This is a genomic window from Pseudomonas sp. AC532 (assembly GCF_979258965.1).
The window spans coordinates 606,502-630,288 of sequence record NZ_OZ409888.1 but is presented as its reverse complement, the minus strand read 5'-3'; the positions used below and the strand labels follow the sequence as shown (position 1 = coordinate 630,288).

The 23,787-nt window shown below is 61.6% G+C and carries 21 protein-coding genes; 16 read left to right on the top strand and 5 right to left on the bottom strand.

Features of this window, described 5'->3' with window-relative positions; all coding sequences use genetic code 11:
- Positions 1-29: 29 nt before the first annotated feature.
- The 8 genes from ACZ0AV_RS03015 (at position 30) to ACZ0AV_RS02980 (ending at position 7,949) form a co-directional block, all read left to right on the top strand.
- Entirely contained in the window at positions 30-584 is a 555-nt protein-coding gene (locus ACZ0AV_RS03015; RefSeq protein WP_499149666.1) for a hypothetical protein, read from the top strand.
- 100 nt (positions 585-684) lie between these two features.
- Complete coding sequence (locus ACZ0AV_RS03010) at positions 685-1,644, top strand: hypothetical protein (protein ID WP_499149665.1); 960 nt, start codon at positions 685-687, stop codon at positions 1,642-1,644.
- Positions 1,645-2,125: 481 nt separating this feature from the next.
- Complete coding sequence (locus ACZ0AV_RS03005) at positions 2,126-2,833, top strand: heavy metal response regulator transcription factor (RefSeq protein ID WP_499149664.1); 708 nt, start codon at positions 2,126-2,128, stop codon at positions 2,831-2,833.
- Positions 2,830-4,203 (top strand): heavy metal sensor histidine kinase, encoded by a 1,374-nt coding sequence (locus ACZ0AV_RS03000; RefSeq protein WP_499149663.1) that lies wholly within the window; start codon positions 2,830-2,832, stop codon positions 4,201-4,203. Before ACZ0AV_RS03005 ends, ACZ0AV_RS03000 begins: the two co-directional genes overlap by 4 nt.
- Before the next feature lie 115 nt (positions 4,204-4,318).
- Positions 4,319-5,476, top strand: coding sequence for an efflux RND transporter periplasmic adaptor subunit (locus tag ACZ0AV_RS02995; protein ID WP_499149662.1), 1,158 nt, complete (start codon positions 4,319-4,321; stop codon positions 5,474-5,476).
- A gap of 158 nt (positions 5,477-5,634) precedes the next feature.
- Positions 5,635-5,895, top strand: coding sequence for a DUF2790 domain-containing protein (locus tag ACZ0AV_RS02990; protein ID WP_499149661.1), 261 nt, complete (start codon positions 5,635-5,637; stop codon positions 5,893-5,895).
- A gap of 58 nt (positions 5,896-5,953) precedes the next feature.
- Positions 5,954-7,024, top strand: coding sequence for an SDR family oxidoreductase (locus tag ACZ0AV_RS02985; protein WP_499153276.1), 1,071 nt, complete (start codon positions 5,954-5,956; stop codon positions 7,022-7,024).
- A 127-nt stretch (positions 7,025-7,151) separates the two neighbouring features.
- Entirely contained in the window at positions 7,152-7,949 is a 798-nt protein-coding gene (locus ACZ0AV_RS02980; protein ID WP_499149660.1) for a DeoR/GlpR family DNA-binding transcription regulator, read from the top strand.
- 56 nt (positions 7,950-8,005) lie between these two features.
- Here ACZ0AV_RS02980 and ACZ0AV_RS02975 read toward each other — a convergent pair whose 3' ends face one another.
- The 3 genes from ACZ0AV_RS02975 to ACZ0AV_RS02965 all read right to left on the bottom strand — a co-directional run bounded on the left by ACZ0AV_RS02975 (position 8,006) and on the right by ACZ0AV_RS02965 (position 11,932).
- On the bottom strand, positions 8,006-9,097 hold the full coding sequence (locus ACZ0AV_RS02975; protein ID WP_499149659.1) for an AbrB family transcriptional regulator: 1,092 nt from the start codon (positions 9,095-9,097) through the stop codon (positions 8,006-8,008).
- Between the two features lie 18 nt (positions 9,098-9,115).
- Positions 9,116-10,396: a lipase family protein gene (locus tag ACZ0AV_RS02970; protein WP_499149658.1), complete on the bottom strand. Its 1,281-nt coding sequence runs from the start codon at positions 10,394-10,396 to the stop codon at positions 9,116-9,118.
- A gap of 348 nt (positions 10,397-10,744) precedes the next feature.
- On the bottom strand, positions 10,745-11,932 hold the full coding sequence (locus ACZ0AV_RS02965; RefSeq protein ID WP_499149657.1) for a citrate synthase: 1,188 nt from the start codon (positions 11,930-11,932) through the stop codon (positions 10,745-10,747).
- Between the two features lie 199 nt (positions 11,933-12,131).
- Between ACZ0AV_RS02965 and ACZ0AV_RS02960 the strand changes: the two genes are divergently transcribed.
- The 8 genes from ACZ0AV_RS02960 (at position 12,132) to ACZ0AV_RS02925 (ending at position 21,466) form a co-directional block, all read left to right on the top strand.
- Positions 12,132-13,421: a CitMHS family transporter gene (locus ACZ0AV_RS02960; protein ID WP_499149656.1), complete on the top strand. Its 1,290-nt coding sequence runs from the start codon at positions 12,132-12,134 to the stop codon at positions 13,419-13,421.
- Between the two features lie 93 nt (positions 13,422-13,514).
- The gene (locus ACZ0AV_RS02955) at positions 13,515-14,912 is read left to right on the top strand and encodes an OprD family outer membrane porin (RefSeq protein WP_499149655.1); all 1,398 of its coding nucleotides are present in this window, start codon (positions 13,515-13,517) and stop codon (positions 14,910-14,912) included.
- Between the two features lie 45 nt (positions 14,913-14,957).
- On the top strand, positions 14,958-15,974 hold the full coding sequence (locus ACZ0AV_RS02950; RefSeq protein WP_499149654.1) for a phosphoglycerate dehydrogenase: 1,017 nt from the start codon (positions 14,958-14,960) through the stop codon (positions 15,972-15,974).
- 68 nt (positions 15,975-16,042) lie between these two features.
- A complete protein-coding gene (locus ACZ0AV_RS02945) occupies positions 16,043-17,464 on the top strand; it encodes an acyclic terpene utilization AtuA family protein (protein WP_499149653.1) in 1,422 nt (473 codons plus the stop codon).
- On the top strand, positions 17,448-17,756 hold the full coding sequence (locus ACZ0AV_RS02940; protein ID WP_499149652.1) for a DUF4387 domain-containing protein: 309 nt from the start codon (positions 17,448-17,450) through the stop codon (positions 17,754-17,756). The genes ACZ0AV_RS02945 and ACZ0AV_RS02940 overlap by 17 nt, the downstream gene beginning before the upstream one ends.
- 174 nt (positions 17,757-17,930) lie before the next feature.
- Complete coding sequence (locus ACZ0AV_RS02935) at positions 17,931-19,289, top strand: MmgE/PrpD family protein (protein ID WP_499149651.1); 1,359 nt, start codon at positions 17,931-17,933, stop codon at positions 19,287-19,289.
- 129 nt (positions 19,290-19,418) lie between these two features.
- Positions 19,419-20,402, top strand: a complete 984-nt coding sequence (locus ACZ0AV_RS02930; RefSeq protein WP_499149650.1) for an alpha/beta hydrolase — start codon at positions 19,419-19,421, stop codon at positions 20,400-20,402.
- Positions 20,403-20,584: 182 nt separating this feature from the next.
- A complete protein-coding gene (locus ACZ0AV_RS02925; protein WP_499149649.1) occupies positions 20,585-21,466 on the top strand; it encodes a LysR substrate-binding domain-containing protein in 882 nt (293 codons plus the stop codon).
- A 43-nt stretch (positions 21,467-21,509) separates the two neighbouring features.
- Here the strand turns inward: ACZ0AV_RS02925 and leuD are convergent, their stop codons facing one another.
- Positions 21,510-22,118 (bottom strand): 3-isopropylmalate dehydratase small subunit, encoded by a 609-nt coding sequence (gene leuD / locus ACZ0AV_RS02920; RefSeq protein ID WP_499149648.1) that lies wholly within the window; start codon positions 22,116-22,118, stop codon positions 21,510-21,512.
- A gap of 1 nt (position 22,119) precedes the next feature.
- Positions 22,120-23,541 (bottom strand): 3-isopropylmalate dehydratase large subunit, encoded by a 1,422-nt coding sequence (gene leuC, locus ACZ0AV_RS02915; protein ID WP_499149647.1) that lies wholly within the window; start codon positions 23,539-23,541, stop codon positions 22,120-22,122.
- Positions 23,542-23,787 lie beyond the last annotated feature (246 nt).

Here is a 23,787-nt window from a genome sequence, read left to right as displayed (position 1 = left end):
GCATAAGCCCAATAGAGGATGTGAGCCGCATGCAGACCAACCGCCGCGCTATCGAAAACTACATCTTGGCGAAAGACGGTAACCGAGCTGATCTTTTGCGACAGGCTTTCCTTGCCGAAGCGAAAGTGGCAATGACAGTCCATACAAATGCCATTTCGTTTCCCTCCGACCTCGACGGCCTGCCCGCCATTACGAGCACGTTGGTGCGGCGCTTCAACCAAACCTACGAAAATATCTACACCTTCTGTATTGGCGAACCGCCGGCAGCGGGTGCGCTGGCACATGACTGCACATGGTTGGTGGGAATGTCCGACAAGGAAACTGGCGACGTACGAGTGGGGTGCGGTGAATACAACTGGCAATTTGATCCAGGGTCAGGCCTGATCTCTCATCTTGAGATCGTTATCGAGCGTATGCAGATCAGCCCAGCTGCGCAGCTGGAGCCTGTCATGGATTGGGTGCGGGGGTTGAGCTATCCATGGTGTCAGGCCAGTGAGGCAATAACCCATGCTCCGAAGCTGGCCTCCATCGCTGCGGTCATCGACTATCTGCAACGTTACCAATCGCAGGTGCTGGCCACCTAGCCAGAATGCCGGTAATGGCTGCTCCTCTCGCACGGTTGCCGTTCTGAACTGAGGCGCCTTTGCAGGGTCTGCCGTTGCACGCCACGCAAAGGTAGACCCCATGACCACCCTCGACGCCGACCGTCAGCGCCTGGAACGATACGACGCCCAGACTGACCAGTATCTGCTTGCGATCATCACCGATGAAGACCACGCCTCACAGGTCGAGTTGGACGACGGCCAGATCGCCTGGCGCTCCACGTTGCGGCATGACCGCCTGTACCGCGTGGTAGACGACGCGGGTCACGTGCATTATCGCTTCGAAGAGATCTCGCCCGAGCAGGATGGCGAATTCCAGTTGGTCAGCCTGATCGCCGAAGGCGGGCGGGGCGCAGAGTTCTCCGAACTGGTGATGTTCGGCAAACGCCTGCTGACGTTCGACGACCGCACCGGCCTGGTGTGCGAGATCCGTGAGCAAAACCAACTGATCCCGCGACAGATCCTCATGACCGGCAGCGGTGATGAACGCTTCAAGGGCTTCAAGAGCGAGTGGGCCACGCTGTGGGGGGACCGTCTGGTCGTCGGCAGCCACGGCAAACGGCCTGAAGAGGAATGGGTCAAGGTGGTCTCCCGCGATTATGGTCTGCAGAGCATCGACTGGCAGGATCGCTACGCAATGATTCGCGAGGCGCTGGGTGTCGGCGAGCAGGGGTATGTGATTCACGAGGCCGCGGAATGGCATCCCTATCGACGCCAGTGGTTGTTCTTCCCGCGCAAGGTCTCTAGCGAGCCTTTCGACGAGTGCATCGACGGACGCGAGCGGGGCAGTAACAAGCTGGTGATCGCCAGCGAGGATTTCAGCGATATTCAGGTGCTGGAAATCGGCAAGTGCGTGCCCGAGCGCGGTATTTCCTCGTTCAAGCTGGTCCCTGGCCACCCGGACGAATGCATCGGCCTCAAGAGTGTGGAAATTGGCGACCGTACCGAGAGCTACCTGTTCTGCTTCAACCTCGACGGCGAGATCCTCACGGACGATCTGTTCATCGGCAACTACAAGTGCGAGGGGGTCGAGTTCCTCTAGCCATGGCCCTCGCTGGAGGCCGCACGTAGGCATTTCGACCTGCTCTGGTCACGGCGCGTAAGCTGGCCCCTGGTAGTACCGGTACCCCGCAAAATCGTCCTCCCGTGCCCTTTGCTTGCACGCCGTTGGCGGTTGGCCGGCTGGCTATTGACCACAACGCAGGATAGGCAGCTTGGCAGGCGCACCCTGCGCGCACCTGGGGGGGCGGGCGCGGGCCGGGATTCTCGCCTGATGGGCGTTGCTGACAATTTTGTCAGCAAGCGGTCAGCCTGCCGACAGTACCCGTTCAATACACTGTGCGGCCGCCGAGTCGTATCCATTGCACGTGCGTTGCAGGTACAACGCGCGGTATCTGCGCCGGGGTGCTTGAAGCGTGCGCTCAGGGCCGGTATGAAGTGGGTCGTCATCGGGCACAGTGCCGGGCGCAGCGTGCATTGGCCCGCTAATGACTGTTTTTATTCGCTGGCCGAGAGGGCACGTGATGCGTTTGCTTATCGTCGAGGACGAAGAAAAGACCTCCTCCTATGTGCACCGTGGTTTGAGCGAGCTGGGTTACATAGTCGATGTGGCTGGCAACGGCATCGATGGGCTGCATTGCGCCCTCGAGATGGACTACGACGTGGTGATTCTCGATGTGATGCTGCCCGGGCGTGACGGCTACAGCGTGCTGCAAGGGCTGCGCATGCACAAGAAGACCCCGGTGATCATGTTGTCAGCCAGGGGAAGCGTGGATGATCGCGTGCGCGGGCTGCGAGAGGGCGCCGATGACTACCTGGGCAAACCGTTTTCGTTCGTGGAACTGGTGGCGCGAATCCAGGCGCTGGTGCGTCGCCGCAGCAGCGACCAGGCCGACAAGACGCACCTGTCGATCGACGACCTGGAAATCGATTTGCACGCACGCAAAGTGACTCGCGGTGGCGTGCGCCTGGATCTGACCGCCAAGGAGTTCTCGCTGCTGAGTCTGCTGGCCCGGCATGAGGGCGAAATTCTTTCCAAGTTGATGATCGCCGAACAAGTCTGGGACATGAACTTCGACAGCGACGCCAACGTCGTCGAGGTCGCGATAAAACGCGTGCGCGCCAAGGTGGATGCGCCCTACACGCGCAAGCTGCTGCACACGGTGCGCGGCATGGGGTATGTGCTGGAGAACCGTGCAGAGCGCGACAGCCAGGGCAGTGTGTCGGCATGAGTGGATCGATCGCCAAACGGCTCGCCGTGATGTTCGCGCTCGCGGTCCTGCTCATCACCTCGATCAGTGCGACGCTGTTGCGCTGTTCCCTGCGACAAACGCTCGATGAGCAAATGCACAATGAACTGATCCTGCGCCACTCGGTGCTCGATCCCGTGCTGATGAAATACGATTCGCCGGTCTTCTGGGTCGGCCTGCATCAGAAACTCGATGGCCTGACGCCTTCGGATGAGCGCGTTCGCTATTGGGTTGTGGTGGATGACCCGGTTTATCGCTACGGCGGGCCGATGCCGGATGGTCAGGATTGGTCCACACGTCCCGATGGTTTTTTCCGCATGCAGCTCCCTGGTCGCAGTGAGCCCATGGCCTTGCTGGTGAAAACCATTCCGGCGATGGGCAGCCGTCCGCAGTTGCGTTTCATCGTGGGGGTGGATTCGACTGCCTTCAACGGAATTCTGGGCAGTTTTACCCGCACGCTGATCCTGATATCTGCCCTGGGCGTGGTGCTGGTGGCATTGCTTGGCTACTGGGTTGCGCGTATTGGCCTGGGGCCGGTAAGGCGCTTGAGCAGCCAGGCCAACAGCCTGCCGCCGGGCGATTCCAAGCAGCGCCTGGATACCGGCTCGCTGCCCAGCGAGTTGCAGGAGCTGGCGGTGTCGTTCAATGGCGCTCTGGCACGTCAGGAGGAGGCCTGGAGTCAGCTGGAAGGGTTCAATGCCAACGTCGCCCACGAGTTGCGCACACCGCTGACCAACCTGATTGGACAGACGCAGGTGGCGCTGGCCCATGATCGTGAACTCTGTGAGCTGCAGGATCTGCTGCAGTCCAATCTCGAAGAGCTGGAGCGCATGGGCACCATCGTCAACGACATGCTGTTTCTGGCGGGCGCCGAGCGTGGCCAGCGGGCAACCGAACTCAGCGATGTTTCGCTGTACGAGGAAGCATCCAAAACGGTGGAGTACCTTGAGCCGGTCTTGCTGGACAGACAGCTTTGCGTGGTGATCGAGGGCGACATGCGGGTACGCATAGACCGCCGCCTGTTCCACCGTGCTCTGGCCAACCTGCTGCAGAATGCGGCGCGCTACGCGCCGCTGGCGAGCACGGTCACGATAAGGCTGGCGGGCAAGGAAACGCTGGCCGAGATCAGTGTGACCAATCAGGGCGAGCCCATCGAGGCGAAGCACCGGGAGCGGCTGTTCGAGCGTTTCTATCGGGCCGATGCGGCGCGCGCCGACAGCGACATGCACCACGGATTGGGGCTCTCGATCGTCCGTGCGGTGGCCTGCATGCATGGCGGAAGCGTCTTCGCCCGCAGTGCCCGTGGTTTCAACACCTTCGGGTTTTCGCTAAAAAGCCCAGCGCTGCACTGATTCTCACCTTTCTCGTGCGGGATGGGCCGGCTGATAGCTTCCTGTCAGTTAGCCGTCACTGTGGCGTCAGCCTTGCCTCCCTAAAGTGCCACGACTCATCACCAAGGAGAGTGTCGTGGCGACCTCCAATGTATTCGGGAAATGGCATGCCGCTGTTTTGGTCCTGGTTCTGGGCTGCGTGGCGGTTGCCGGTGGCATCGGTTTCAGCCTGTCGCCCCGCGCCACTGCACCGGCGGTGATACCTGCCCCCGTGACGGTCAGCCTGGTCGAACGTCGCGCGGTGCCGGTGCTGATTCGTGCCGCCGGGCAGGTTCGGTCTCTGCACAGCGTGGAGGTGCGCGCGCAGATCGACGGCTTACTGGTCGAGCTGCCTGTGCAGGAGGGGCAGATCGTCAGGCGCGGTGATCTGCTGGCGCGTATCGACGACCGGGCGATCGTGGCCGCGCTCGAGCAGGCTCAGGCTCAGGTGGCCGTTGCCGAGGCGCACCTGGCGCGTGCCGTGCTGGATCAACAAGCGCCGGCCGGTCACCCAGCGCAAACGCAGGATCAGCAGCGCGCGCAGGTGAGCCAGTTGCGCGCCGACCTGCGCGCCCGTCGCGCCGATGTACAGGCCCGTCAGGTACAGCTCTCGCACACACGGATTTATGCGCCTGGCGACGGCCGGGTCGGGTTGCACGCTGTGCATGAGGGCAACTACCTGCGCGCAGGCGCTACCCAGGCATTGTTCTCGGTCGTGCAGTTGCACCCCATCAGCGTCGAAGTGGACCTGCCTCAGCGGATGCTGGCGCCCCTGAACCAGCGGCTGCTGGATCGCGATGAGTACCCGGTGCCGTTGCGCGCCTATGCAAGCGAGGGCGGCGAGTTGCTTGGCGTAGGGACGCTGACGCTGATCGACAGCCACGTGTCGAGCGAGACCGGCACGTTCAAGGCTCGGGCGACTGCCGACAACCGCACATGGCGCCTGTGGCCGGATCAGTCGGTCAGCGTGGCGCTGCAGGTGCAGACCCTTGCCAATGCCCTGGTGGTGCCACAGCGGGCCCTGCGCCAGGGCGCCGATGAGGTGACCGTCTGGCAGGTGGCCTACGGCCGGGCAGTACCACAGGCTGTCGAGGTGCTGCACGCCGATGCGGATATTGCCGTGATCAGCGGCCTGGTCGCGGGTGACATGGTGGTGACCGATGGCCACGCGCGCCTTCGCCCGGGCGGTGTCGTGCGAATTGTCGCGGATGGCCAGGCGCTCGCCGCGCCGGTCGCCAGTCGCAGGGTGTTCTGATGATTGACGCTCAGCTTGCACCACCGCAGTCCCGCCTCTCGTCACCTCGAGCGGCTCGCAACGAATGACTTACGTATCGATGGCGTGCGCGTCACGCCGTCGATGCTCCCTGCGTAACACCGTCCAGGCTGCGGGTTATCAGCCGTAAAGGAGTTGCCATGAATGTTCGTACGTTAAGCATCGTCAGTGTTTTCGCGGTGGCTGCACTCGGCGGTGCCACATCGTTCGTCGAAGCGGCTGTGGAGGTGCCGGATTATCACTACGGCATGCCGCTCGATGTCGCCAAGGTGATTCGCATCGACGAGCCCAGGGCGGCGACCTGCGAGGTGGTTCGCGCGCAGATCACTTACCTGAACTCTCAAGGCGCAACCCAGCGCATGGGCTTTCTGAAGCTGGCCGAGGCGTGCAGCTTCGAGTAAGCCTGCGAGCTGCCGTCACCGGCTCGATCAAGCGTCCCTGATCACGCCGCGCATGTTCATCACTCACCGGGAGAGCAGTGCCATGTCGACACCCATGCCAACACCTGAACGCCATGTCCTGGCGGCTGCAAATCGCGCCATGAAAACGTTTGCTGCTGCACTGGCGCTAGTCGCATTGACCGGTGTGCAGGCAGCTGACCGGAGCCCAGCGAAACCCGACTGGTCAGCCGAGGACATGCCGACGCAGGAAGGACGTATCGTCCTGATCACCGGGGGCACCAGCGGCATGGGCTACGAGGATGCGCTGGCGTTGGCACGTGCCGGTGCCAAGGTGATCATTGCCGCGCGCAACCCCGAGCGTGGTGCGCTAACCCTGGCGCGCATCCGCAAGGAGGTACCCAACGCCCGGGTCGAGTTCGAGCCGGTGGACCTGGCCGACCTGGCCTCGGTACGCGATCTGGCCCAGCGCCTCAATCGCAGGCTGCCGCTCCTCGATGTGCTGATCAACAATGCCGCGATCATGGCGCCTGCCGAGCGTGGTACCTCGGTGGATGGCTTCGAGCGCCAGTTGGCGACCAACTACCTCGGGCATTTTGCGCTGACAGGCCAGTTGGTGCCCTTGCTGCGCAAGAGTCTGGATGCACGCGTGGTGAGCGTCTCCAGCCTGGCTGCCGCTCGCGGGGTGATCAATTTCGAGGATCTGCAGGCTGAGCAGGGATATGACCCGCTGGCCGCTTATGCGCAATCCAAGCTTGCCATACTGCAGTGGGCATTGGCCTTGCAGCGACGCAGCGAAGAGGCGGGGTGGGGTATCCGCAGTTTTGCAGCCCATCCCGGAGTGGCCGTCACCGAGCTGGTGGAGCGAGGCCCGGGGGTGAACAGCGAGTTCGGCAAGCGCTGGGCCGTGGACCGCGACAAGTATCATTCAGCCGCACAAGGCGCGGTGTCTACGCTGTATGCCGCCACTGCGCTCGAAGCGGCTGCGGGTGCCTATTACGGGCCCACTGGCGAAGAGCAGAAGCGTGGGCCGCTGGGCTTCGCTGCACTGCCTGCCGCCGCTACCCGCGGAGGCGATGCCGACCGGCTATGGCGGCTCTCCGAGGAACTGACCGGGGTGGCCTACCCATGAGGCTACGTGACTTTTGCGAGCAGCCGTACGGGCTGGTAATGCGGAGCTTTAGCCGGTGAGTTGGTCGTGCTTGAGCTATGCCTGGGGACCTTCCAGGATGGGTCTGTCGACTGAAACGGGCATTAACATGCATAACCCGGAAGAAACAGGCAGGCTCCCCGCGCTGCGCCGGCAGAAGATCCTGCTCATGCTCGAGCGTGATGGGAAGGTCCTGGCGGGCGAGTTGTGCCAGCATTTCGAGGTCTCGGAGGACACCATTCGCCGTGATCTCAATGAACTGGCCGAGGCGGGGCTTTTGCAGCGTGTGCACGGCGGCGCGTTGCCGCGGCCGGGCGATTCGGGCAAGGATTACCTGACCCGCGCTCAGGCGTCGAACGAAGTCAAACGGGCTTTTGCGCGCCGGGCAGCGACGCATGTGCGCGATGGGCAGGTGGTATTTTTCGACTCTGGCACCACGGTGTTGCACATCGCCCAGGCCCTCCCAGCCGAGGTTGCCATCACCGCGGTCAGCAACTCACCGGAGGTCGCCATCGCGCTTGCCCGATATCCCCGCGTTCGCGTGCTGCTGGCCGGGGGAGAGCTTACCGCACACGCCATGGCTGTCACTGGCCACCAGGCCATATCGATGTTTGCAGGCATTCGTGCCGACCTGTGTTTCCTGGGTGTCTGCGCCTTGCATCCGGACGTCGGCATCACGCTGCCCAATTACGAGGAAGTGGCCGTCAAACAGGCCATGATCGAGCGAGCCGGGCATGTGATAGCGGCGGTGGCAGCCGATAAACTGGCGGCTGTGGAAGCGTTCTCCCTGGCGCCCGCGGGTGCCATACACCACCTGATCACCGAAATGGATGCGCCGGTGCCGATACTCGATGGCCTGCGCGAACACGGCATCCAGATCGAGCTGGTCGAGCCTTACGGCTTTTGACGGCGGGAGCACCGCGCAGCGGGCGTTGCTTTGGCCAGCGCAGGGGCGCAGGATTGTCAGCGCTCGTTTGTTGGATGCCGCAGTTGCCAGCCCGCTACCGCTTTCGCAACGCCTGGGCCGATCGACATGACGATAAAAAGGCGCACGAACTGCGAGGCGAGGATCAGGGGCAAGAATACGTCGCTGTCTCTCGCGACGATGACGATGGTTTCGATACCGCCAGGGCTCAACGCCAGGTAAGCGGTCAGGGCATTGACATCGGGAACCACGTGTACGAGCACGAACGCCATCAGGCCACACAGTGTCATGACTGCAATGATCGAGCAGAGCATCACCGGCAGCAGCCTCAGGCAATGCCGGACCGCGCTGCGGTCGAACGTCAAGCCAACGTACCATCCCGTTACCACGAAGGCGGGGATGAAAATGAACGCCGGCACTTCGATGGAAAGCAGTCCGGCGGACTGCAGTATGCTGCCGGCGAACGCCGGCAGCAAAAGCGCGAGTGCGCCGATTCGGGTTAGCCGGCTTGCCAGGTAACCGCTTGCGGCGAGCGCGATGCAGGTCAGCGTGGCTGCGTAGCCACCTGGGGGCTCCCAGCCTAGCCTCAGGGGATCGGGTGTCGAGATAGCCGTGCCAGGGGCATGGCCAAGTAGCGCGGCAAGAGATGCCGAGGCCACCGATACCAGCAGAATACGCGAGTACTGCATCATCGCGACGATGCGGGGGTCAGCATGGTGCGTGTCGGCCAACAGCACCATCGACGATGCTGCACCCGGGAACAGCCCCCAGACGGCGGTGGTACCTGGCAGCCATCGACTCCGCGCGATGGCCATACTCATGAATACGATGAGCGCCATGGTGGCAAGGTTGATCGCCAGCAGTTCGCGCCAGTGCTCGGAGAATATGTCCAGCAGGGTGGGCGTGACGAAGGCCGCGATCAGGCAGCCCATCACGCCCTGGGCGCCCAGCGTGAAGGTCTTGCTGACGCGTAGTCCAGCTCCACTCAGTGCCATGATGACGGCTGACAGCAAGGGCCCCAGCATGAAGGCTGCCGGCACCTGTTGATGACGCATCACTGCCGTGAGTGCCGTCGAGAGCACGGCCAGCAGCAGCCAGGGCTTCAGGGTTCGATACCCGCTTGGTGTCATTGGCTTTTCCGGGGCTGGTCAGTCTTCGTTGAAGGGGGCGTTCGTTTCCAGCGCGCCAGGCGCACCGGGAGGCTGAATGGCGGAGCAAGTGGACCCATAACCTTTGCCGGCGAATCGCTTATCGGCGAAATCCACGGCATCGGCGAACGAGGCGTGCAATACACCGTCATGCCCCATGCCCTCATAGCGCTTCCAGGTCACCTTGTTCCCGGCTGCACACAACGCGGCAGCCACGGCGTACTGACGCATCGGCTCGATTGTTCGATCGGCCAGGCCCGTGGCAATCACTAGCGGGAATGCCACGGACGCCAGCGGCATATCGGTCGTGGTGGTGCGCCATCCGGACAATTGCTCCGGGGTCACCGCCAGAAGGTCCTTGAATGAGGTGACGTTCAACTCGGCGGCGCGGCGTGCGATTTCACCCGTGCAGCCGTGCCGCGCGCTGTCGAGCAGGTCAATCCCCCTGGGTGAAAGAATCGCCTCCAGAGCAGGCGCACCAGCACTGAGGCCGCCGGTCGCCAACGAAAGGAAGAGCGTGTTGGAGTCACGCGGCGGCAACTTCACGGGCCCCTCGGGAAAGGTGCTGTTGGGCGCTGTGATCATGGCGCCCAGAATATCGATATCCGGCGCGTAGCGATCAGCGAGCAGCGCTGCACCGAGAGCGGCGCCACCACCCTGGGACTGGCCGGCCAGCAGCGTGCGGCTGGACAGCCGGGCCGGTTTGACCGCACGTGCCGCCCTGATCGAATCCAGCAACGACGCGCCTTCTGCTTGCCAGAAGGAATACGGGTGCGCGCCGGGCCCCCCCAAACCTTGATAGTCCGTGGCCACGACCGCGTAACCACGCTCCAGCCATCTGTTGATATAGGCGGCGTCACGATCCTTGAAGCCGCTCCACGACGGCGCGCAGACGTCCGCGATACCAAGCGTGCCGTGTGCCCAGGCCAGTAGCGGCCAGCCATCAGCCGGTGCAGGTGTGGCGGGCAGAAAGAGCGTGCCACTGACAGGCACCATGCCCGACTTCCAGCGCAGGTCCGTTGAGCTGTACAGGATGCGTACCACCCGGGAAGCGGCACGAATGTGTTTCTGCAGCGGCAGCGTTTCGCTCTTCAGTAATGTGCCAGCAAGCGCTGGGGTTTCTCCCTGCCATCGATAGAAGGGGGAGATATCCATATCGCCGGCAGACGAACCCAGTGGTAATTCACTGGCGCTGATGGCGGTGGCAGCAGTAATGAGAAATGCGCCCAACAGACACTGCAGGGCTGCCCGGGACGAATCGACAAGTAGGGACATCGGCATGGTCGTGCTTCGCTAGAAATGTGCGAGGGCCACTCCACTCATTCGGGAGCGGTGGGCGTTAGTTATTATCGGGTAACGGCTTGTCGAGCAGGCGTCGGGTTATATTTGCGCCGCTTCTGGTGTGGCCCATTAGGCGGGCCGATACAGTTATGCCTATTTCGTTAGTTACGCAGGTGCAGGCATGTCTTGGGGGAGCTGTATAAGCGATAACTGCTCAGTCACTTGAACTATAGGGGGGCGGGCGCGGCGGTGTAAATCTGTACGAATTGCATCAACCTGACCACGGTGGATGAGTACTTTTACAAGGAAGCTGAGCTGCTCCAATACAGGGGCGGTCATGTATGCTCTTCAGTCGGGAAGAATGCCGGTATAATTCGCACGTTGTCGCGCAACGGGCTGCTGACATTGTTCACTGGCATGAGCGATCCAGCCAATGGTGCGCGCAATTCCAGCCAGCGCCAACTCTTCACCTATCAAGTTGAATTTGCGACCAACGAAGCTCGCCAGTAAAACAAAGTCAGGCGGTTTGCGGACCAACTCATTGGCGATGTCACACGCCCTCAGCAAGTTCTTGAACTCGCGATCACTGTCGAACAATTCGCGCAGAGCAGTCATCAGGCTGCCAACACGCGGGTCCACCAGGCGGTGAGTGGAGTGGTTGAAGCCAGGAATCTTCCCATCCAGGCTGAAATGCTGCAGCAGCGCCGGGGCAGGGTCTCTCGCCGTACACAATTCAGCCAGGAGCCGGTTGGCGGCCTGGTGCCTGCTGTAAGCAGTGCGTCGACCCTGATAGGTCGTCAAACCCGCGATCGCTGCATAGTAGGGCGTGACTCCCGTGCGCGCCGCAGCCCTGACACTGTAGGTGCAGTGATCGAATTCATGATCGATGAACAGGACCATGAGGCGCCTGAGCAGGTCCCGGTAGGCTGGGTCCACCTTCAGTTCCTTGGTCAGGAACTCATCCAGAGGCGCGCTGCTGGGCACGCCGCGGCCTGCGATCAGCGATGCCAGGATGCGCACCACATCGGCGCCAGTGCGCGCATAAGCCTCGGGCGCGAGATCGAAGGCGCGCGGGTTTTCCCGCTCGACCAGCGGGAACAGTGCGATCGCCTTTTCCGACACGCTCATGCCGCGATACAGATCGAGCAACGCACCTGTGCCGGCGGGCATGACCGGCAATGCACCGAAAAAGGCACCAGGTGACTGCCAGATGAGTTCTGCCGCCTGCTCCACGGAAGCGGTATCGGCCAACTCCAGCGCGCTCACCCCACGGTAATAGACGCCATTATCGGTGAGCAGCGTGATGGCACTGCTCTGCTTGCCAAGTTCCAGTTCTGGGTTGACGGTGCGTTCCTGCCGTTGTTCGCCCTTGCTCAGGCGCTTGATATCGGCGGCCCAATACCGGCGGCTCCGTGAACCCTCGACCTTGATGGAGCGAATGTGTTTGCGACTGACATACGCATAAAGCGTTGGCACGTTGATGCCCAAGTAGGCAGCGGCCTGCTCGGCAGTTAGATAAAGGTGCTCGTCAGTCATCGTCATGCACCATGGTGCCATTGAAGTGTGGGGAGTTTCGAGGGTGCTGCACTACGCTCGGATTAAAACATTGATGAAGAATTGCTGTAAATGTTGATGAAATAAATCAAGATTTACGGCCATTTCGTCCATGTGTACTGTGACCCTGTGATCGCATTGGCAGTCGATCACCCATGACGACAATAAGAAGGATAATGATATGGCTTGGGTTGGATTTGGGATGGTCATCACCTTCATGGCGTTGATCATGACGAAACGATTATCTGCGGTAGTTGCACTTATTCTTGTTCCGGTCCTATTTGGCGTGCTTGCTGGAACCGGGAGTGCGATGGGCGACATGATCATGAATGGTATGCGACAAGTTGCGCCAATTGCCATCATGTTGGTGTTTGCAATTCTGCTGTTTTCCATTATGTACGATGCGGGGCTTTTCGATCCGTTGGTCAGGGTTATTACCCGTTTCGCAGGGCATGACCCGTTGCGAATCAGTTTGGCTACCGCGCTGCTGGGCACCATTACATCGCTTGATGGCGACGGAACGACCACCGTGCTTATTGTCGTCACGGCCTTCCTGCCGGTGTATCTGCGTATTGGTATGAATCCGCTGATCATTGCCCTGCTTATTCTGTTGACCAATACCATGATCAACATAATCCCATGGGGAGGCCCCACTGCACGGGTGGCCAGCGCGCTGCACCTGGATGTCATGGATGTATTCGTTGGGCTGATTCCCGCGTCGGTACTCGGTCTGGTGTACGCGGCCTGCATCGCCTGGTGGCTCGGCATGCGTGAGCGCAGGCGACTGGGCTGGGTGCCGGGAAAGAACATGTTGCTGGCGGAGGTCGACGTCAGCCTGCCGGAACTCGCCGGTGGCCACCAGCGGCCCAGGCTGGTGTGGGTCAATTTCGGTTTGATGCTTGCCATGGCAGCTGCGATGGGAACCGGTCTGGCGCCACTGCCGGTAGTGATAGTCGTGACCTTCGCCTTGGCACTGCTGATAAATTACCCGCGGCTGGCCGAGCAGAAAAAGCGTGTCGCTGCCCATGCGGAAAATGCCGTGACGGTGGCAACGCTTATCTTCGCTGCCGGGGTGTTTACCGGAATCCTCACGGGGTCCGGCATGGTCGATGCGATGTCGAAAGCCTTCGTGTCGATCATCCCGACTGCAGCGGGCAGTTACATGCCTCTCATCACGGCGTTTTCTTCGCTGCCTTTCACGTTCTTCATGTCAAACGACGCCTACTTCTTCGGCATCGTGCCCATTCTGGCGGCGGCCGGCGCAGAGTATGGCGTCGAGCCGATTCAGATCGCGAGGGCCTCGATGCTTGGTCAACCAGTCCATGCATTGAGTCCACTGATTGCGGCCATCTATGTGATCAGCGGGCTGCTCAAGAAAGAGATTGGAGAATTACAACGCTTTGCGTTGTTACCTGCCATTGGTGCGTCACTGGTTCTGATCCTGGGTGCTTCGATAAGCGGCGCCATCTAACTTCCTCACCTCACCCTGTTGAATAACGAAAGGCCTCGGCTCTGCCAGAGGCGATGGGTTCCTGCTGCGAAAAATAAATAAAAGGACAGGAAAATGAAAACAAGAAAAATAGTCAGTGGCGCGGCATTGATGGCAGGGCTAAGTGGCCAGCTTGTTCAAGCGGCCGATATCCATGACTACAACCGAACCAATAACGAAGGGCAGTTCAATGTCTATCTTCGTGCCGTGCACATCGATACGCGAATTGAAAATGACCTGATCGAACGCTTTGGCGGCTTTCCATTTGGCGATCGACTGGGTGGCACTGCGCTGGGCATGGTGGCTGATTACAACTCGGGCTACTGGAAAGACACCGTGGGTGTGGATGCGTCCTTCTACGGGGTGACGCGAATCGATGCGCGCCCCGAGGACCGCGATCTTTTTGATGATACGTCGGGCGACAGCGAGGGATTTGCCAAACTCGGGCAACTCAACCTGAAGCTTCGCCAGCGCGGTGACAATTGGGCCGCGGCGTTTCAGGCAGGGCGTGGGCGCTTTGATGCCGGCACTGTTGTCACCCTCGACACCCGTGCCGTGCCGGGAAGTTTGCAAGGTACCAGAGGCCAACTCCAGGTCGAAGGCCTGGATGTAGGGCCGTTACCGGGAGTTCTGAATATCGAGGCGGCTTACCTGAACAGGGTCTCGCCTCGTGATCGGGAGGACTTCGAAAAGATTATCAGCATGAGCGGTGTCGAAGTGAGCGATATCCGCACCTTCGCCATCGCCTATGACGCAAAACTCTTCGCGCTGCAGTTCGCCCGAGGCATTGCAAAGGACTTCAATGAAAACACTCACTATGGGCTGACCCTGCGCGCTCCGCTGGGTGACGACATCGGCGCCATTCTGGAAACTCAGTATTACGATTTCCGTCGTGCAGGGGATATCTGGGACCGCGATTGGCAGGAAGGCGCGGCCGGCTATGACGACACGGCACGGTGGCTGAATATCAATCTGGGTCTGGAAGTTCGCCAGTTCAGCATCGGGCTCTCTTATTCCAAAACGAATGCTGAACTTAGCAATGGACAATTGGGCTACGCGTTTTTTGACCACGGCGATAATGTCGACGGCCTGATGGATGCCTGGACTCGCTCCGGCAATGATTTCAACAATGACGGTGAACACACCTGGCAAGTGGCTGCGAAGTACGAGTTGGCGGGGCACTCGATTGCCGGGATGTCACTGGATGGCTTCGATGTCATGGCGTTGTACAAGCGTGGCCGCTTTGATGCCACCGATCCGTTTTCCAACAGGGAAACCGATGTTCAGGAAAGCCAGACCGAATACCGATTGAATTACCAGTTCGACCAGGAACCGGATTACCGCGGCCTGTCCGTCGGCGTGATTTATACCCACTACTGGATTGATCAGGACTTTGTCGCCCTGGTTTCGGCGCAGCCCAACAATGTCGTTAACGGCAAGGAACTCAGGGTGTATGTCGACTACGCATTTTAATCATCCATTCGGCTGCGTCGGCTCATGGGCCAGGAACGGTGAGTCATGGTGAGTCAGAGAAAGTTGGTGGTAACGGTAAAGCATTTCGATTGTGCGACGGTTGAGTACCTGGAAGCCCGAGGGGTTGCCGTGGTGGTGCACTCATGGCCGGCTGGCAAGACTGATGCGGACGCAACGCAAGCCGAGTTGACTGCGTTGCTCGCGAACGCCGATGCCTGGATCCTCGGGCATTCCAAGGTAACGGCCGGCCTGCTCGAGTCGCTGCCCCGGTTGCGCATCATCGCCCGCAGAGGGGTTGGCTACGAGAAGGTGGATATCGATGCCGCCGCCAGCACAGGCAAGGTGGTCACCATCGCTGCTGGTGGCAACGAGCAGAGCGTGGCAGACCACACCCTGGCGCTGATGCTGAGCGTCGCTCATCGCCTTGGTGAATCTCAACGGCAACTCATCGACGGGCCGGGCTCGATTCTGCTTGGCCATGACCTGTACGCCAAGACCGTTGGCCTGGTCGGGCTGGGGCGCATTGGGCGCAGCGTGGCGAAGCGTCTGCGGGCATTCGATGTGACGGTTCTGGCGAGCACCCCGAGGCCCCCTCGAGACGTAGACGAAACGGCAGCACAAATCGAATTCGTCGATATCGACACGCTGTTGCAGCAAAGCGATTTCGTCTCCCTGCACGCCCCGCTCAAGGCCGAAACCGCCCACCTCATTGGCGCGACTCAACTGGCATCGATGAAGCGCAGTGCCTACCTCATCAATACCTCGCGCGGCGGGTTGGTCGATGACCAGGCTCTGCTGGCCGCCTTGCAGGTCGGGCAAATCGCTGGCGCCGGGCTGGATGTCTTCGAAAGTGAACTGCGTCCCGAACTGGCGACCGTGACCCAGGCGTTGGTGCGGCTGACCAATGTCGTCGCGACACCGCATTCAGGCGCTTCCACCCATGAAGGATTACAGCGCACCAATCGCGTGGCGGCCGACTGCGTCGTCGCGGTGCTCGCGGGTGAAGCGCCGCCGAGTGGGTGTGTGGTCGCCGCGCCAACGGCGCTGGCGGGTCCTGGTTGAGCGCGAGCCGTTCGGCGCGGCGCGGCACGAATGTCTAGCACGTTAATCGATAACAACGAGGAAAAGTCATGAGCCAAACGTTGAAAACGCCCGTCAAGGTCATCGTGCCTTGCGGCTCCCTGGGCGCAGGCGTTCGGGAGGAAGAAATTGCTTACGGCTTGCAGCTGGGCGCACAAGCCATCGCCACGGATGCCGGCTCCACCGACAGTGGAGCGGCCTATCTGGCGCTTGGCAAGTCGAAGAACAACCGCGGTGCGGTCAAACGTGATCTGAGGATTCTGATGGCTGCCCACGCTTCCAGTGGTGTGCCCATCATCATCGGCACCTGCGGACAGGCTGGGGGCGATCTCAACCTCGCGTGGACGCGGGACATCGTGATCGAAGTTGCCGCGGAACTGAAGATCACACCTAGAATCGCGCTCATACACTGCGAGCAGGACCGGGCCACCGTCAACCGGTTGAACGCCGATGGGCGCATCGTGCCGCTGCCGCCTTCGCAGCCGCTGGATCAGGCGACTGTCGATGCCTGTGAACATATCGTCGCCGCCATCGGGGTAGAGCCTTTTGTGGCTGCGCTCGAAGCGGGGGCAGACATCGTTCTGGCTGGTCGGGCGACCGATACGGCTGTGATTGCTGCGTTTCCCATCTGGAAGGGGGCGCCCTGGGGCGCGTCCTGGCATGCCGGCAAGATCGCCGAGTGTGGCGTGCATTGTGCGGCAAACCCGACGGCCGGGGCCGGGGTGTTGCTCACCATCGACAACGATGGTTTCGAAGTCGAACCACTGGACCTCAGCAATCGGTGCACCCCAAAAAGCGTATCGGGCCACATGCTCTATGAAAACAGTGACCCGTATCGCCTGACCGAGCCGGGCGGCGTACTCGATGTCAGCGAAGCGCAGTACCAACCGCTCAACGAACGGGTGGTCAGGGTAACCGGCTCACGCTGGGAGCCCAGGCCCTACACCATGAAACTCGAAGGGGCGGCGGCAGGCCTTTACCAGACCATCATGTTGGTCGGGGTACAGGACCCTGACGTGCTTGGCGACATCGACGGCTTTCATGATCGCCTGCTCACGGCGTTGTACGAGCGTACTCGCCAGTGCATCCCTGCCGACGAGTTGGGGGAATTCCACATTTCGCTGCGCCTGTATGGCTGGAATGCGGTTACCGGGCTCAGGCCGCCTGCCGGTACCGCGACGCCGCCGGAACTGGGCATCCTGTTTGTCTCGACTGCGGCCACCCAGGAGCTGGCCAATACCATCGCACACGCCTGCAACCCGTACTTCTTCCATTACCCGGCCATCATGGGCAAGGAGTTGCCGTCCTACGGGTTCGCCTTTACACCGGCGGATATCCCCCGCGGGCAAATATACGAGTTCAAGTTGAACCACGTGGTGACGCTCGATGACCCGTGGGAACTGGTGGAAATCAAATGGCTGGATCTGGCCGAGAGCATGACCAAGGAGAACGCTGATGCCTACGTTGCGTGAAGTATGCCGTTATATACGGTCGAAGCAGGCGGGTCCGTTCTGGATCACCTTTGATATCTACTTCGATGGCCATGAAAACTTCACCCGCTACCAGGACAGCGAGGCATTGTCGGTGCTGGCGTTTGCGCAACTGTACGGCGCAGACCCCGCGTTCATAAAACGCATTCCCGTGCCGCAGCTGGATATGGTGAAGATCTCCTACCCACGACCGACGCCTCAGGGCGGCATGGTCGAGCGTGACATGCACGCCGGTCAGCAGTACGTCCGGTTGTTGAATGTCCGCGTAGGTTAGCGCCCCGCGACCGGGCAAAACTCTTCATTGCCCTGGATCCGCCAACCGCTGTTTGCACGTGGCGGCTCGCCAGCCCAGTTCACTCTGTGCACATGCGCGAGCCGCCCGGTCTTTTGCAGCCCGCTGATGGCGAGCCAAGGGCAGGATTCAGACCGACTTACCAAGGTGTGAAAGATGACACTGGCAAAAAGTATCGCAAGATACGCTTACGAATTCCCCGTTCACGGCTACCCCGACGACCTGGCAGCCATCGTACGCAATCGGTTCCTGGACAGCCTGGCCTGCATCATTGGCGCCTATGACGCTGCGCCCGTGCAGGCTTGCCTGGCGTATGCGGCCAGTGCTGGGGGCGGTCAGGCTGGCCTGTTCGGAACAACGCTGAAGACCAGCCCGGAACACGCGGCATTCGCCAACGGGGTCATGGTCCGGTTCCTGGACTACAACGATGGCTACATGGGCCTGGAGCCTGGCCATCCCAGTGACAACATTCCTGCCTGCCTGGCGGTAGCGCAGGCGGAGAGGGCAAACGGCAGCGAGCTGGTGTCAGCCATCTTGCTGGCATATGAAGTTCAAATGCGCTTTCAGGACGCCGCGAGCCTGAACAGGAAAGGCTGGGATCACGTCAACTACCTCAACATTTCGGTGGCGGTGGCGGCGGCCAAGTTGATGAAGCTCAGCGAGTCGCAAATAGAGCAGGCGATCAATATCTCGCTGAGCGGCCACCTGGCCATGCGTCAGGTGCGCTCGGGCACACTGTCTGACTGGAAGGGCTGTTCTGCGGCGAATGCTGCACGCAACGCGATCTTTTCAGCGCAGATGGCACGCCACGGCATGACGGGGCCTGCGCCGGTATTCGAGGGCGACATGGGCTTCTTCAAACAGGTCACCGGCCCCTGCACCCTCGATATCGAGCGATTCGGCTCGGTGATAAACGCGGATTTCGCCATACGGCGTTCGCTGACCAAGACTTTTCCCACCAACGGCGAGCTGCACACTGCGGTGTGGGCCGGCATCAACCTCAGCAAGCAGATCGAAGACCTGGACGCCATTCAGGCGATTCGTATCGAAACCTCCGAATTCAACAAGCGGGTTCTCGCGGATGCGCCCAAGTGGCGGCCGCAGACCCGCGAGACAGCGGACCACAGCCTGCCTTACAACGTTGCCCGGGCCCTCATCGACGCAGATATCAGCGTCGATTCGTATTCGCCGGCGAAAATCACCGACCCGCGGGTCAGGACGCTGATGGACAAGACCACGGTTAGCGAAGATCCCGCCCTGACGCGGCTGTTTCCGCAGCATCTTGCCAACCGGGTCACGCTGACGCTGGCCACGGGTGAGGAGTTGGTGAGTGAGGTCATCAGCGGGCCGGGCTCGGTTGAAACTCCCATGGGCTACGCTGCTTTCGAGAAGAAGTTTCGCAAGATGGCAGCACCTCACCTGGGTGAGCAGGCGCAGGAAGACGTACTGGCATTCGTTTCCCAGCTCGAGTGCCAGGCGGATTTTGACGCACTGTTCAGCGCCATGGCGAGATGAGGCCGAGTGGGCCTGTGGCCCCATGCGGCAGGGCGCCTGCCAGCATGGGCCGCCGTCCCTTGGGGCGAGGCAGCAGCCGGCGTGCCTGCACCAGGTGCGCCAATCATCAATTACGTGGACGCCTCTTTCATGAACAGCATCGCCGACGACACCGTTGCCATGGATGGAGCGCAATCCGCGCATGCCGATCTTCATCCGGACGTCATCGAGATTGCCTCGCTGCTGCGCGGCGCCGGGTTGGCACCGCCCAAGGGCGGCGAGCCGGAAAGCGTGAGGCACTACCTCGAACGAGTCACTTCGTTCATCGCCACGTACAGCGTGCCACTGGCGCAAGAGCGGCTGGTTAGCGTGCGGGGAGATGGTCGCGAGGTGCAGTGCAAGCTCTACCAGCCTGATGGTGCTCGTTCCACCGGCCTGCTGTTGTACTGTCACGGTGGCGGGTTTCGGCACGGCACCCTGCCGGGCTGGGATGCGCTGCTCCGGCAATTGGTTCGTGAAAGCGGTGTGGCAGTCCTGTCGATTGGCTACTCGCTTGCGCCGGAACACCCGTTTCCCACGGCCTTCGATGAGGTGGTAGGGGTGGCGCGGCAGGTTATCCAAGAGGGCGCGATAGCTGATTTCAGCGTCAACCGGTTTGCCCTGGGCGGCGACTCTGCAGGTGCCAACCTGGCCCTGGACGCCGCCGTCTCCCTGCGCGAGGAAGGCGTGGATTGCCTGGCGCACCTGTTGCTTTTCTATGGCGTGTATTCCACGGACACCAGCGCCGACTCTTGGCAGCGCTTGAGCAATGCCGCCGGGCACGGTCTCAGTGCGCAGTCGATGCGTCTGTACTGGGACAGCTATCTCGCCAATGGCGAGGACGACTGGCGGGTTCAGCCCTTGCACGCCGATTTGCGTGGCCCCCCAAAAACTCGATTGGTGGTGGGCGACCTCGACCCGCTCCTGGACGAGAACCGGGTGCTGCACGGCGCGTTGGAACGCGTTGGGGTTGATGTCGAACTGGCTGTGTGGCCCGGCCTCATCCATGGTGTGCTTCGCTTCAATGAACTGGCGAATGTGGTTCATGTGCTGATCCGCATCGAAGGACAGGCGCTGCGCGCGTCGTTTCGCTGATTGCCTGCCGTGCCGAGCAGCCGATGACGATGACGAGAGACGCCGTGCGCGATAATCCGGGCTGTACGCAGCCGTCGAAAGGCGCTGCCGATGGCCACTCTGAAGCCGACGTATCGCTGCGCGCTTTCAGGTACGGCGGAGCGCCTGCGTGCCCGCTTCCGGATGATTTGCGGGTTTTCCTCATGGTGATTCGAAAGGCCGGTTTTGCCGCGGCAGCCGTGGAGCTGGGTGTCTCGCCAGCATTCGTTAGCAAGCGGATCCGCGTTCTTGAGCAAACCCTGCGAACGCGGCTGCTACACCGTACCACTCGGCGCATCGCACTGACCGAGGCGGGCGTGCACGTGCAGCACCGCGCTATGCGCATTCTTGGCGAGCTGGACGATTTCGTCAGCGAACTGGCCGACCTGCGTCAGGTGCCGCGTGGCGTCCTGCACATCTGCAGCAGCCTGGGTTTCGGTCGCAACCATGTTGCTCCCGTGCTTGCCGAACTGTCCTTGATTCATCCTCACCTGGAGCTTCGTCTGGATGTACAGGACCGTGTGGGTGACCTGCTCGCCGATGGCTTCGACCTGGAAATACGCGTCGGTAACGATCTGCCCGAGCAGCACATTTGCCGCCGGCTGATGCGCAATCACCGGGTACTCTGCGCCGCACCGCAATACCTCGACCGGCGCGGTACACCCGTGACCCTCGATGATCTCGCGCATCACGACTGCCTGGTCATCAGGGAGCGAAACAACCTGTCCGGCGTATGGCCGCTCAGGCATCGCGACGATGAGGTGAGCGTGCGAGTGAGCAGCAGGCTGTCATCGAACAACGGCGAAATCGTCCTGCAATGGGCACTCGCCGGAAAAGGCATCCTGCTGCGCTCGCTGTGGGACGTTCTGCCGTTGCTGGCGCAGGGCAGGTTGCGCCGGGTGCTGCACGATTACACGCAAAGCGCCGATGTATGGGCGGTGTACCCGACCAGGCTGGCCGACTCCGCCAAGCTTCGCGTCTGCGTCGAGTTTCTCGAAAGCCGCCTTGGAAAGCGCTGCGGCGAAAACCATACCAGGCGAGCATGAACGCCGGTGCGTCGATGGGCGCCTACCGCGGTAACAGCCGGCGTCAGGCCAACCAGGGGTGGGCCTGATGATGCCGGGCCTCGAACTGGCTGATCTGCGTGGCACGTTCCAAGGTGCTGCCGATCGCATCGAGTCCTTTGAGCAGTGCTTCCTTGCGCAAGGGGTCGATGGCGAAACCGATGCATTGTCCCTTGCAAAGCTGAATCTGCTGCGCTGCCAGGTCGATGGTGATGTGGGCATGCTGCGGCAGCGCGACGAGGCTGGCGATGCGTTGCAGGTCAGGCCCCTCCAACTGGATGAGAAGTACCCCATTACGCTGGCAGTTATCGTAGAAAATACCGGCGAAACTGCTGCCGATCAGCGCCCGTATACCGAGTTGCTGCAAGCCCCACACGGCGTGTTCGCGGCTTGAGCCGCAGCCGAAGTTGGGGCCCACCACCAGGAAGCTGGCACCGCTCCAGGGCCCCTGGTTGAGGATGAACCCGGGATTGGCAGAACCGTCTGCCAGCACGCGTAGGTCGAAGAAAACGCCTCGGTCCAGGCCGTTTCGATCGATACCCTTGAGAAACTGCTTGGGCATGATCACGTCCGTGTCCACGTTGGCCGCGAGCAACGGTGCGGCGATCCCGTGCACAGTAAGAAATGGCGGCATGTCAGTCCTCCTGGATGAGCGAGCGAACGTCGGTGAGGTGGCCAGTGACGGCCGCGGCTGCAACCATGGCCGGGCTCATGAGGTGGGTTCGCGCACCCGCGCCCTGGCGGCCTTCGAAGTTGCGGTTGGTGCTTGATGCACAGCGGTCGCCGGGTAATAGCACATCGTCATTCATCGCCAGGCACATCGAACAACCTGACTGCCGCCACTCGAAGCCGGCTTTCATGAACGTTTCGGCAAGTCCCTCGGACTCGGCCAGGCGACGCACCAGCGTCGACCCGGGAACGATCATCGCCCGCACATGCGCGGCCACCCGGCGGCCACGCACGACCCGGGCGGCATCACGCAGGTCCTCGATACGCGCGTTGGTGCACGAGCCGATGAATGCATGGCTGATGGCTATTTCTGCAAGCCGGGCGCCGGGTTCCAGCCCCATGTAACGTAGCGCCCGCTGTAGATCCTGGCGGCGAATGAGGTCGCTCTCCAGGTTCGGGTCCGGAACCGAGCCGCCGATCGCAGCCGCCTGGTCGGGGCTGGTACCCCAGGTGACCATCGGCTCTACCTGGTCGGCGTCCAGGATCACCTCGGCGTCGAACCGAGCATCGGCGTCGCTGTGCAGCGCTTTCCAACTGGCGACGGCCTGCTCCCACAGGGCACCTTTGGGTGCTCGTGGCTTGTCCCTGAGGTAGGCAAACACCTTGTCGTCAGGCGCCATGAATGCGCCGCGTGCGCCGGCCTCGACCGCCATGTTGCAGATGGTCATGCGCGCCTCGACGCTCAGCGCATCAACTCCATCGCCGGCGAACTCGATGGCGTATCCGGTCGCGCCGGCGGCGCCGATGTTCCTTATCAGGGCCATGATCAGGTCTTTCGCGGTGACGCCTGAGCCCATTTCTCCACGGATGGTCACGCGCATGGTTTTCAGGCGCTTGTAGACAAGTGTCTGCGTCGCCAGCAGGTGCTCGATCTCGGAGGTGCCGATGCCGAAGCCAAAGGCGCCTAGTGCGCCGTAGGTGGTGGTATGGCTGTCACCGGCCGCGACCACCATGCCTGGCAGGATGAAGCCTTGTTCGGGAGCGACTACATGTTCGATGCCCTGGCGGCTGTCCAGTACATCGAAGAGCTCGATACCGAAGTCGCGGCAGTTGCGCTCGAAGTAGGACACTTGTAGCGCACCGCCGGCGTCGGCCATGGTGGCCACGCGTTCGGGCGCCGTCGGGTTGACGTGGTCGACCACGGCGAGCGTCGAGGCCGGCCGCCATACGCGGCGCTCGGCCTCCCGCAAACCGCTGAAGGCTTGCGGGCTGGTGTACTCGTTGGCTACCTGACGGTCAATGTAGAGCAGCACGTGACCGTGGTCGTCCAGGGTGCACACGGTATGGCTGTCGATGTGTTTCTGATAGAGCGTTCTCGGGCAGTGCATGGCTGACCTCGCCAGGTTGTCATGGCGCGGATGCTTACCCACCGCGCGGTGCATTTCTTCAGGCGAAGCATAGGGACCACCGGACGGCGATCAACGGCCGTTCGAGCTTTTGTGAATTCACGAATCGTGTTCAATAAACGCAGCTACTGGGCAAAGCCGTGCCGCTAACACGCGAGACCTCCGGCCGCTGGCACTGGCAACTGCGCCAGGCGTGCGCGACCAGGCGTTGATCCCCGGTGATGGCGC

Bases quoted from the DNA above. Each gene is read 5' to 3' on its own strand.
- ACZ0AV_RS03015 (WP_499149666.1), top strand. From the start codon at position 30: ATGCAGACCAACCGCCGCGCTATCGAAAACTACATCTTGGCGAAAGAC.
- ACZ0AV_RS03010 (WP_499149665.1), top strand. From the start codon at position 685: ATGACCACCCTCGACGCCGACCGTCAGCGCCTGGAACGATACGACGCC.
- ACZ0AV_RS03005 (WP_499149664.1), top strand. From the start codon at position 2,126: ATGCGTTTGCTTATCGTCGAGGACGAAGAAAAGACCTCCTCCTATGTG.
- ACZ0AV_RS03000 (WP_499149663.1), top strand. From the start codon at position 2,830: ATGAGTGGATCGATCGCCAAACGGCTCGCCGTGATGTTCGCGCTCGCG.
- ACZ0AV_RS02990 (WP_499149661.1), top strand. From the start codon at position 5,635: ATGAATGTTCGTACGTTAAGCATCGTCAGTGTTTTCGCGGTGGCTGCA.
- ACZ0AV_RS02980 (WP_499149660.1), top strand. From the start codon at position 7,152: ATGCATAACCCGGAAGAAACAGGCAGGCTCCCCGCGCTGCGCCGGCAG.
- ACZ0AV_RS02975 (WP_499149659.1), bottom strand. From the start codon at position 9,097: ATGACACCAAGCGGGTATCGAACCCTGAAGCCCTGGCTGCTGCTGGCC.
- ACZ0AV_RS02970 (WP_499149658.1), bottom strand. From the start codon at position 10,396: ATGCCGATGTCCCTACTTGTCGATTCGTCCCGGGCAGCCCTGCAGTGT.
- ACZ0AV_RS02965 (WP_499149657.1), bottom strand. From the start codon at position 11,932: ATGACTGACGAGCACCTTTATCTAACTGCCGAGCAGGCCGCTGCCTAC.
- ACZ0AV_RS02960 (WP_499149656.1), top strand. From the start codon at position 12,132: ATGGCTTGGGTTGGATTTGGGATGGTCATCACCTTCATGGCGTTGATC.
- ACZ0AV_RS02955 (WP_499149655.1), top strand. From the start codon at position 13,515: ATGAAAACAAGAAAAATAGTCAGTGGCGCGGCATTGATGGCAGGGCTA.
- ACZ0AV_RS02950 (WP_499149654.1), top strand. From the start codon at position 14,958: ATGGTGAGTCAGAGAAAGTTGGTGGTAACGGTAAAGCATTTCGATTGT.
- ACZ0AV_RS02945 (WP_499149653.1), top strand. From the start codon at position 16,043: ATGAGCCAAACGTTGAAAACGCCCGTCAAGGTCATCGTGCCTTGCGGC.
- ACZ0AV_RS02940 (WP_499149652.1), top strand. From the start codon at position 17,448: ATGCCTACGTTGCGTGAAGTATGCCGTTATATACGGTCGAAGCAGGCG.
- ACZ0AV_RS02935 (WP_499149651.1), top strand. From the start codon at position 17,931: ATGACACTGGCAAAAAGTATCGCAAGATACGCTTACGAATTCCCCGTT.
- ACZ0AV_RS02930 (WP_499149650.1), top strand. From the start codon at position 19,419: ATGAACAGCATCGCCGACGACACCGTTGCCATGGATGGAGCGCAATCC.
- ACZ0AV_RS02925 (WP_499149649.1), top strand. From the start codon at position 20,585: ATGGTGATTCGAAAGGCCGGTTTTGCCGCGGCAGCCGTGGAGCTGGGT.
- leuD (WP_499149648.1), bottom strand. From the start codon at position 22,118: ATGCCGCCATTTCTTACTGTGCACGGGATCGCCGCACCGTTGCTCGCG.
- leuC (WP_499149647.1), bottom strand. From the start codon at position 23,541: ATGCACTGCCCGAGAACGCTCTATCAGAAACACATCGACAGCCATACC.